This is a genomic window from Azospirillum sp. B4, assembly GCF_000333275.1.
Lineage (GTDB): Bacteria > Pseudomonadota > Alphaproteobacteria > Azospirillales > Azospirillaceae > Nitrospirillum.
Window position 1 is genome coordinate 35,093 of record NZ_BACU01000068.1, and the last position, 10,564, is coordinate 45,656.

Annotated in this window: 6 protein-coding genes; 3 read left to right on the forward strand and 3 right to left on the reverse strand. The window is 56.8% G+C overall.

Annotated features, from left to right (window positions below; genetic code table 11):
- Positions 1–5 precede the first annotated feature (5 nt).
- Complete coding sequence (locus I55_RS35665; RefSeq protein ID WP_148293546.1) at positions 6–1,496, forward strand: hypothetical protein; 1,491 nt, start codon at positions 6–8, stop codon at positions 1,494–1,496.
- A 148-nt stretch (positions 1,497–1,644) separates the two neighbouring features.
- Here I55_RS35665 and I55_RS35670 read toward each other — a convergent pair whose 3' ends face one another.
- Positions 1,645–3,042, reverse strand: a complete 1,398-nt coding sequence (locus I55_RS35670; protein WP_148293547.1) for a hypothetical protein — start codon at positions 3,040–3,042, stop codon at positions 1,645–1,647.
- A 507-nt stretch (positions 3,043–3,549) separates the two neighbouring features.
- Between I55_RS35670 and I55_RS02745 the strand changes: the two genes are divergently transcribed.
- A complete protein-coding gene (locus I55_RS02745; protein WP_083900789.1) occupies positions 3,550–4,314 on the forward strand; it encodes a bifunctional 2-polyprenyl-6-hydroxyphenol methylase/3-demethylubiquinol 3-O-methyltransferase UbiG in 765 nt (254 codons plus the stop codon).
- 625 nt (positions 4,315–4,939) lie between these two features.
- Entirely contained in the window at positions 4,940–8,188 is a 3,249-nt protein-coding gene (locus tag I55_RS02750; protein WP_148293548.1) for a glycosyltransferase, read from the forward strand.
- Between the two features lie 354 nt (positions 8,189–8,542).
- Here I55_RS02750 and I55_RS02755 read toward each other — a convergent pair whose 3' ends face one another.
- Together I55_RS02755 and I55_RS34030 are read right to left on the reverse strand one after the other, a co-directional pair.
- Positions 8,543–9,253, reverse strand: coding sequence for an SDR family oxidoreductase (locus I55_RS02755; RefSeq protein WP_044558959.1), 711 nt, complete (start codon positions 9,251–9,253; stop codon positions 8,543–8,545).
- A complete protein-coding gene (locus I55_RS34030) occupies positions 9,250–10,170 on the reverse strand; it encodes a phytanoyl-CoA dioxygenase family protein (RefSeq protein WP_159107093.1) in 921 nt (306 codons plus the stop codon). Before I55_RS34030 ends, I55_RS02755 begins: the two co-directional genes overlap by 4 nt.
- Positions 10,171–10,564: the final 394 nt, after the last annotated feature.

Sequence of the window (10,564 nt, forward strand, 5' to 3'; positions counted from 1 at the left end):
ATCACGTGACGAAAGCCGACATTGCTAATAGCTTTATTCATGCTTGGAAACTCAAGTCGTACCTTGAGTATAATAAATACGATGGCGAGAATCTTTATGCTGATGTGAATTGCCCAGAAAAGGAAATAGCTTTCATACCAGAAGTATCTTTTCTTGATGCAGGAACTGCAGAGCGTCTTCTATACCAGGCAAGAATATTCGCGACCAGGCAGATATTTTCTGTTGAGGAATTATTGCAGGCGTATTCAGGAAAGAAATTTGATATTATTTTCTTTGATCCAGTACATATTCGACCGGATGTCGACTATGCTTTGCGCGCACTGCCTTCCCTTTTGAAGGACGGGGGCGTTCTCCTTGTCCATGATTGCAACCCACCCCGCAAAGAGTGGACGGATAGGGTACGGAAATTTGGTCCCTGGGTTGGGGAAACGTTTAAGGCATTTGCATTATTCCGGCGTTACAATCCATCCGCTGCGATGGTGGTTGACGAAGACTTCGGGGTTGGAATTATCGTCAATCGTAATCTCACCCTGGACTACCCATGTTCTGAAGACATAGAATTCGAAACTGTGAGTGCCGACAAGCGGTCATATCTGGGGCTGTGTTCTTATGATGAATTCACGGCTCATTTGAACGAAGGCCGGCTACCTGAGCTTTTGACGTCGTTGCCGCATCCCGAAGACAATAGCGGCTGGCATCCGGTCACCGGCCAGCGGGACGACGATCTCACCGTCGATCGACGGGTGGAATTAGGCAAATGCCGGTGCGTGGTCACATCCCCTGCCGGATGCGCTGCCCACGAGCGTGACCTTCGCTATGACAGCATGGCGCAACGGCTCCGGATCCCGCTGCCGTCAACGGCGCAGGCTGTCGAGATCCAATTTAGTTGCGGTCCCGCCTGTTTCATTATCCAGCAAATGGATGTCTTGGATGGTTCCGGCTTCGTTCATTGGAAATGGCGGGGCGACCTTAGCCGATGGCACAGTCCCGCTAATGTCCGTTACGTCACGGTCGGTCTACACCAGATACTTTTCTGTGTCGGCACTGAGCCGGGGTCCATTTCCTTCAATCTCGATGGGTCTACGGCCGGCTTTCCGCCGGACGCGCAGCTTGAAATTGGCATCGTTCCTTTAACCCCGGTGACGGGGCAGCTGATCGGGGGTGTTTATGACGCGTTTGAAGCGCCCCACATCACGTCCGCCCAGAAGCGTATTTCGGCTCTGGAATGGCTTGCGGCTGACCTTGCCCGCCAGTTGGACGAAGCCAACGCGCTGGTTCGCCAATGGGATCGGCGCCTTCAACTCGCGGATGGGCTTGTGACCGAACGCGATCTTCAGCTTCGCGAGGCCGCTGCCTTGATAGAGGAGCGTGATCGACGGATCGCGCTGGCCGATGAGTTCGTGCGCGCGCGCGATCACGAAATTGCGATTTTACGGCAACAGCTTGCCGAAATATCGGAGCGCGTTGACATCCAGCCGGCATCAACCGCGCGGTAATATGGACGGTGTTTACAAGCGGCACGGGTCAGCACCGTCGCCGGACGTGACATCAAGGCGCCCCATAGCGGCACGAGTGAAGATCCCGTGCCGCTGATACCGGGGCCAACGCGTTTTTCGGCCAGGGCGATCGGCTCCAAGGCCAACCTTACCAGGCGGGTATGTAGCGGGTTGTACCGTTATCGTTGATCGGTATCCACTTTGTCGGATTGCCAGCTGCCGGCGCGTTGGTAAGCGCTGCGGTTTTATTGCCGGCGCCATTCGCCAGCGCGACCACTGTCGATAGGAGAGTCTGCGTCCCAATACTGAGGGCACCATCAATCCTAACGGCTCCGGCCGCTATTGAGACGTTTCCACCTTTGATTTCCACATCACCGCTGCTGCTAATGTTCAGCCGATTCTTGTCGCTTTCGGAAATCGAGGCGGAACCACCCCCGGTACCGGACAACAGTATTCGTTGATTGTTGCGGCCATCGTTGGGCCCAATCACAATCGCCGCTTGGCCGTAGCCCCCGCCGTCGTTGGTCGTATTGACCAGAGACGCCATGCGTGGCGAGCCGCTGACGACGCCTAGCCCCGTACCGCCTTGGTCGACGTGTCCAACCAGGACGCCGTTGGTCCAGGTACCCCCACCCAGTGCCCCCAACTGGACGGCCGGGCCGCCACGGGGCACACTGTAGACATTGAGCGCCAATCCGATTGAATGGGGGCTGGGGGTCGAGCCCACGGCAAATTCCTGATCGATTTCAAATCCGACCAACTTGGCATTTGATACCGCCTCGCTACGGGCGATAACATTTCCTCCAAAGCAGGTCTTCCCCGAAACGGCAACGTCGCAGTCAGCAAGGATGCCGACCCCATCGGCGGCGCTCCCAGTGTTTTTGACAAAAGAAAAAATGCCCGCGCGCGGGCCGGCGCCCGCACCCGGCGGATCATTGGCGGCCGAAATCTCGGTGGAAACGCTCATGCGGGCCGTTGTGTTGCCAGTATATATGCCGCGCAATTCAGCTGACGCCGCGCCAGGCACTGTTTCTGACAAGATTTCGAGCCTTGGCTGAGGCGCATCCGGCTTTACCGCGTTCGCAGCGATATATCGCCTCTCAGGAGTCTGATCCCGCCCCGATTCCATCGTCCCCGGCGTATAGACAGCGGGTCTCAAGGTCGCGTCAGCCTCTGCAACGGAAGCCTGCCTGTAGGAGGCAGCAGCAACGTCCAACTTATTGACCAAGTCTGCCCCGCAGCTCTTGTTCCAAAGGGCCGTTCCCGCAAATCCAACGATTGGCTCGGAGCAAAGCCGCCGGGTCTCATCCAGAAGTCGCGTGGGGGAAATTCCATATTCCAAGCCCTGCGCCTTCATATCCGACAGGATGGTGGCCAACGCGACGTTCTGGCTGGCCACGGTGGATGACAGCGTATTCACCACCACGCCAAGCTTGTACACCGTAAATGACACTCCAGCCAAAGCGGCGACCAATAAGATGTTGGTCGATATCCTTGATTTTACGGTATTCTTGAATACCATCTGTATCTCCTGCTTCTGTCGCATGACACGCGGCGCGTAGGTACCGGGACAGGATGCCTCTGGGGCCGCACACTACTGAGATATCAGGCCCCTTACCGCCTCCCTCCAACCATGCCGGCCTCAGGTGGCGGAATCACGGCGAACACACAGCCTGGGAGGGTTGGCGGGCGCGGGCACCCTTCCCGCCTCACCGCGGCCGCAGGATTCCTGTCCGAGTTCCAGACAGTCGGCGCCCAAGCGGCCTGGCGTCGGTTGGCGCGGTCCGGGTGATGGACGAAAGCTTGGCCGTGGCGCGGGGCTGTTGCCCCCAAGGCAACAGAATGGCGGCACGCCCGAAGGCGCCGGCCATACCGCAGCCGGCCCCACCGCCCCGTACGGGACCGGATCCGTCTTTGCCATTCCTCCTCTTTTAATCGCGTTATAATATAGTAGAACCGAGCGCTTAGAAGGCGTACTTAATTTGAACTGCTGCGCCAAACTGGCGCATCGACTAGGGTCAGACGCCGGCGCTAACGGCACAGGAATGAAAAGATGCAATGTCCAGTTTGCGACAGTCGTGATAATGATGTACGGTTTGAACTTGTCCGCACACCTCAAGGTGAGATTAACGACATCAGCATCTGCAAGTCCTGTATAGCTTTGTTTAATTCGACACTTTATTCTCAAATAGAATCTGGTTCCCTCAATAATCAAGAGCACCAAATTGAGAGTGCCGAGCTAGCCTATCCCTTGGCGTCCGATGCCGCAGGTATCGAGCATATCGGACGAGAGGTCGCAGGCCATTCGTTCATTGTCGACCTTGCCCGTAGCTTCATCGGCGAGGTCGAGGATTTGACTCTTCTGGAAGTTGGCTTTGGGCCTGGGTATGGCTTACTTGCGGCAGCAAAGGCCTTTAAATATGTTCACGGTGTTGATTTGGGGCTGCAGCCGTTTCGCGCCGTCTGCGATGTCGTCGGCAAGCCGGATAATGTGTCTGTCTCGACTGAGCTAAGTTCCATCGACAAGCAGGCGCATGTCGTCGTGGGTTGGCATGTCCTGGAGCATTTGCCAAATCCCGTCGAATTCATGTCAGCCATTGTGGCTACCATGGCCCCTGGCGGAATTGTCATGTTCCAGGTACCAATGCTCTGTCCGCAGTACGTTGAATCTGTACATTTCATATTTTACACTGATGCTTCTATTACAAAGCTGATGGACCGCGTTGGCATTGACAGGGTGGATGTACTTTATGATCACATGAATTTATTCTTGACTTTCATTGGCAAGCTCAGAAGCAAATCTGAATCGGATATTTAATTCCGAAAACAGGTCGATGTTTAAATCCAATTGCCGTAGATGACGCATCCGGTCCCGGGAAAAACGTCGCCGAAATGCCTGGTGCATTGACGTCAATGGATCCACACGGCTGGCGGCCGGACGTGGGGCCGTGGCGACATGTCCGGCCCGCATCCCTGTAGACCCACGGCTTGCCGTCGCCGCCAGCAAGCGTGGCCATGATTGAAACAGTGGCGGCACACCGGACCTCCTAGCCATCCGCTGACCCTAGAGCAGATAGCCCAAAGGTGGAATCACCTTGGGCGTGAAGCTGCTCGTGGACAGGCTCAGCTAGAGGCGGCTGCGTCTGGTTTTACGCAGCCGGCTCTATATCACCGCGCAGGCGAGGTGGTCCCCGGTGCCACCGGAAGCCCTCGTCAGCTTTGACGACGAAGGCCTGCCGATAGACGCACGCGGCTTGCCAAATATCGATCCCTATATGGCATACCGCCGACTGACCTGAAGGATTACCTTGGCCGAGACGAGCGCATGGGAATTGGTTGGATTTGATGCTAGTTTGCCGCAGCTTGCGAGGATCGGTCGGGGGGCGAGCGACGCAGGGTATACTCCGATCATTAGGCACCCTGAAATTGGCTAAGAGGGCATTGTGGAGACCAAGCACATTACGGCGGTGGTTGAAGACCAACAGGCATCGCAAGCGGCGAATGTTGGAACCATTCAAAAAAAAGATATTTCCGGTGTCGGCATTCTAATCGCCAAGGTCGCGTCCGATTTTATTTTGTTCTGGGATCGGGCATATCTGGATCAGAATCCGGACGTGCGGGAATCCGTCCGAACCGGAAAGATATCCGCGTATTCACATTGGATTGAATATGGAGCCCAAGAAGGCCGCCATGGATTCTCCGACTGGGAAAAAAGTCGGGTCACCGACGCGTCAAGGGCGCTGCTAAAGACCTTTGATTACGTCGCACATGGCAACCAGGGTGATGCCATAACCACGCTTGGTGAGGCGTTGGCGCAACTAGACGGGCGCAAGAACGACAACCCCTTCATTCCGGCGTCGGCACTGCTGCATGATCTGGAAATCGGTTTGGAGTTGGACCTCGCAGACCGTAAGACGTTGCTTGGCCCCACCCTGTTCGCGGCCGGTCTGGTATCCACGCTATTGCCTCAAGGGGAGGACTTTGCCCGGCAATGGTTCAAGCGGCTGACGCCAATTCTTGGGAAGCTCTATAAGGGCGCACGATACCCAAATCGTGAATCCGACCTGGCATGGTGGTCACGCCTCGTGGAATGGCTGATCGCCCCCAGCCACGCCTATGCCGACCTTCGCACCATAATGCTGGCCGTATGGGAACGGCCGTCTCCGGCCGTCCCGCAGAAGGAACGAGGCCTGCCACAGCCATCCGAACGGATGTGCCGGGTTCTGATGATTTTCTGGGCCACCGCCGCGCAACTGGCGGGAGAGCCAAAAGACGCGCTGGGAGTTGCTGTAACTCTCATGCGGGAAATGGTGTCCGACCGGGAACGCAGGTGCTATCGCTGGATCCGGGAGACTCTCCTTGCCCAGTACGACCAGCTGGCTTCAACGGGGTCGGTTGAGCGCGCAAGCGTCTTCGACGTGCTGCTTGCCGCTTTCCGTATGACATTCGGCGCCCACCAAATACGCGCCGCCTTCGCGATCTTCGAATTGTTTGGGGTTCGCCACGTTTCCGAGTTGCCCGCGACCTTCGATGAGGACGAACCTACCAAAGACTTCGACTTCGTCTTCTTGACCGGCTTGCAGGACGGCGAATCGAAGCGGTACCGCGTTCTCAATGTGGCCGATGCGCTTGAGGATGCTGGTTACCACGTGACGACCCTGCTTCCTTACGAACAGGATTCCTTCTTTGCCCGCTGTGCCAGCATCGGCCGCCTGGTTGTCTTCAGGGCCCCCCTTGTGGAAGAAATCAATAGAATAATAAATAGGGCTCATAAGTTGGGAGCCCAGATCGTTTATGACATCGACGATTTATTCTTTGAACCGACACTGGCGGAGCACATTCGCGGCATTGACCTGCTCCGTCCGGCGGAACGCGCCGGCACGAAAGTGGGGATCGAGCTTTACCGTTCCGCCCTTTTCGCGGCGGACGTGGGAACGTTTTCGACACGCCTGCTGGCTGAATTCGCGCAGCGGAATGGATTGCCGTCCGCGGTCATCAAAAACTCGCATGGCCCGTTCGAGCGCAGGATCGCTGGACTGTTCCCGCATCCAAGGCCGGTTCGCGATCGGGTCGTCATCGCATATTTCAGCGGGACATGGACGCACCACGCGGACTTTGCGGAATGCGAGGAAGCCCTGCTGGAGGTGATGCGCCGACATCCCAATGTGGAATTCCTGCTTGCCGGCCATCTTGACCTAGGCCCCGCCTGGGTGGAGTTCGCAGGGCGCGTTCGTCGATTGCCCTTTCAACCCCACCAGCTGATGCTACCGGTTTACAGTGATGTCGATATCACCTTGGCGCCGCTGGAACCCAACCCCTATTGCGAAAGCAAGAGCGAACTTAAGATTTTCGAAGCGGCCTTGTTCGCTGTTCCCTGTGTCGCCACGGCAACCGAACCGTTCCGTGAGGCCATTGAGCACGGCGTGTCAGGGTTCGTGGCGAGAAGCAAAGATGATTGGCTGGCGGCGATTGAAAACCTTGTGGTTGACCGGGATCTACGTCTCGCCATGGGCGAGCGGGCACGCGCCTCGGCCCTGGAGAAATATTCGGATACCGGCATTGGCAAAAGCTATATCAACAACCTGGCCGCGGTTAGTGTCCGCTATCCGATTGCCGCATCAGGCGGTGTGAACAAAGCCCGATCGCTGAACATTTGCATCGTGGTACCAGACGTATCCGCTGGCAGCGGTGGCTTCAGAAGCCTCTTCCGCTTATGCCAACACCTGAGCCTTTTCGGGCACCGTGTGGTATTGAACCTGACCGAAAGCAGCGCGAGCGATGAGGCGCTCGCCCATTATATCGGGCAACACTTCGGATCATTTGATTTCACCATAACGACCAGGCTGCCGCCTCTGGCTTTTGACCTTGCCATTGCTACTTTCTGGACCACGGCGCGGCGGTGTCGCGACCTCGCGCTGGCCGTCGGTGGCCGGGCAGCCTATTTTGTGCAGGACTTCGAACCCTGGTTCTATCCGCTCGGGAACGAATATTTCCAAGCTGAGGACACCTATAAACTCGGCCTCGCCATGGTCACGTACACACCATTCCTGACGAGGAAGTTCAAGGAATCCTACAATGTCGACTGCCGCCATGTGGACATGGTAATTGACCGGTCCGTTTATTATGAACGGCCAGGCATAACACGGAAGAAGCGGAAAATTATCTTTCTTGCTCGCCCGGAAATGCCGCGGCGATGCTATGGTATTTCAGTGACTGCTCTTCGGATGCTCAAGTCGCTGCGGCCAGAGCTTGATATCGTATTTTACGGATCAAATTCGGTGGACCCGAACTATGTCGGTTTCCCACACACGAACCTAGGAATTATCAGTAACCTGGATACGCTTGCGCAGCTTTACAGCGAAGGTACGGTTGGCCTCTCGATCTCCCCGACAAACCCCAGCCACGTTCCCTTTGAAATGCTCGCATGCAATCTTCCCGTCGTTGATGTCCAGTGGCCGGAATCCCGTTTCAACGACCCTGAGGTGACGGGAATGCTTGAGTATGCGGATCCCAACCCTGAGTCGATATTGGCGGCGATGCTGCGCCTGCTGGACGACCCCTCACTGGTCGAGCGTCGCCTCAAATGCGCCGCGAACTATTTGATTCGGTTTCCAGGCCCCATTGAGCAGGCACGGCAATTCGAGCGGCACTTGTTCGATATCGTCGCAGATCGCGCACCTTCGCAGCCTTGAGAGGTTCAGGGTAATATGACGCGAGGCAGCACCTGCCGGCTCGAACACGGAGTTCTGCGCAGTTCCCGGTGAAAAATGGCCCTGGCCGGCTCTGATCGAGCCGGCCAGGGCCATTTTGTTCCGAGCCGGATGAAGCGGGTGGGCCAAGCATGCCAAAAGGCTTCGAACCAACCGACGAGATGGTGGAGTTGAAGCCGGCAGCAGCGAGGGTGCCAGTGATGTCGATGCCGTCACGGCCGCTGTGCGCGGACGTTGCCGGTAAGGAACTCAATGGCGCCCCGTCGCTTTACCTGCGACCGCCCACCAAAGGGGGACGGGGGTGGCCGTCGCGCCGACCGGCCGGCCGAGTGAACATCAATAGGACTTCGGTGTGCCGTCATAAGCGAAGAAACGGCCCGAATCCGCCAAGCCAAAGGCATCAATGACGCGAGCCATTCCGGCGACACTCTCGTCCGGTGACAGCGCTGCCGCAGCGCCGCCCAAGTCGGTACGAACCCAGCCTGGTGACAGGATTCCAACCGCAATTCCGCGCTTGGAAAGCTCTTTGGCCAACGCGGCGAAGCCGATATGGACCGCAGCCTTGCTCATCGCGTAGCCATAATAATCGGGAAATGTTTCAGCTGCGATGCCGACCGAAGTTCCGAGCACAAAGACCTTGCTGCCGGCATGCCGGGACAGGGATGGAAGGAGCGCGCGTGTTACCAGCAGAGGAGCCACCGCGTTGGCGGAGAACAGATCGTGCAGAACGCGCGGTTCTAACGTCTCGAGTGTTTGCCCGCTCTCGCCTTTATAAACCTCCGGGCCGATGACACCGGCATTGTTGATTAATATGTCCACCGGCAGAGATTCGATCAGTTGCCCGAATGCCGAAACGGCGTCGGCGTCCGTAACATCTAGGTGTGCCGTGTGCACGCGATCCGGAAACGCCGCTTTCAGATCGCAAAGCGCGGCATTTCCCTCAGGGTTCCTTCCGGTCGCCACAACCGCGTCACCAGAGCGCGCGTAAAAACGGGCGAACTCAAGGCCAAGCCCGCGCGTCGCCCCGGTGACGACAACCCTCCTCATCGTTCGAAATGCCAATAGTGACAGCCATTTTCGCCGTACCGCCGGACATCTTCCCCTATGTCACGTCGAACCGTCGTACCGCTGAAATGACTGATCATGGCCCGGCGCTCAAGAAGCGGGTTGTTGGGCGGCGCCCCCCGATGGACGAGCTTGCCGTGCCAAATGAGAATGTCGCCCTTGTTTCCGAGGAACCGGCGGATCGGCAGTCCTCGTCTCTCGATCTCCGAAGCATATGCTTCGTTCGTGAAGATTTCGGCATATTGGGCCCAGTGGCCGCCGTCCTTCTCTAGATTGGTTTGATTCGCGAATTCGTCAGCCAGGAGCGCCTGGACACGGCTGCGACGAACGCAGGGCCATTTGTGCGATCCGGGAACAAATTCAAATGGACCAACATCCGGGCTGATATCGTCCAAGGCGAACCAAACAGCACAGTAATTGGAGAAAACATAATCCGGGTTGAGGTAGTCGTCCTGATGCCAGCCCCGCTCCGTGCTGTGATAGGCTGTCAGAATAAAATGGAGCCCCATGTCCTGGAACAAAAGTTCCTTCAGTACCGATTGAATCCTGTCATTCAATGTCATACGCCGGATGACGTCATGGTCCAGATAGGGGGTGAAATTGGCAAAATGCTTCTTGCCAAGTTGGAGGCTGGAGCGAAGTTCATTGTATTCAGCGATTATATCATCGCTCAGGAAATTCTGGACAACCACAAATCCATCGCGTCGCCAATCCCGCTGAAGTGGTGTTAGCGTCGATTCGTCAACATTGGCCTTATCGAGGTAAGGCACTTTGTCGTCGGGAAAATCCTCCGCTAAGTCGGAAAAGGAAACACTCACGCCACGAACTTTCAGCGCATCGACCCTGGCAGCGGAATCATAGACCATGCCATTGCGCCGAATGCTGGATTTGCTTTCCATACTCATAGTACCCCATTGAATAAATGCCCAGCGGCCTCACCCAGGCAAGGGAATGCGCGTCAGCCTAGGACTATATTCATCAACCAATCCGATTGCCAACTGAGATAAAAAAATGATGGGGGTACCGCCTTAAGGTACCAGCATCCAGAATGAAGGATTGTCCCATATGATGAGTTGGCGTCGGACACGCGGGATTGGCCGTTGGTGACATTCGATGGCTCCCGCCGCGTGTCGATGACAATCGTCGCCACGTTGGCGTTGACCTGTCCGGCTGGGTGCCTGCCACATCCAGGCCCGGGGACATGATTGGGGCACGTTCCCGCATTCACTGCGACGGAATCCCCCCGCGCCAACGTAACTATGCTATAAGCACATTGTCGGTGGCGGGGTGATG

Coding starts and splice junctions, on each gene's coding strand:
- I55_RS35670 (WP_148293547.1), bottom strand. CDS start 3,042: ATGCGACAGAAGCAGGAGATACAGATGGTATTCAAGAATACCGTAAAA.
- I55_RS02745 (WP_083900789.1), top strand. CDS start 3,550: ATGCAATGTCCAGTTTGCGACAGTCGTGATAATGATGTACGGTTTGAA.
- I55_RS02755 (WP_044558959.1), bottom strand. CDS start 9,253: ATGAGGAGGGTTGTCGTCACCGGGGCGACGCGCGGGCTTGGCCTTGAG.
- I55_RS34030 (WP_159107093.1), bottom strand. CDS start 10,170: ATGGAAAGCAAATCCAGCATTCGGCGCAATGGCATGGTCTATGATTCC.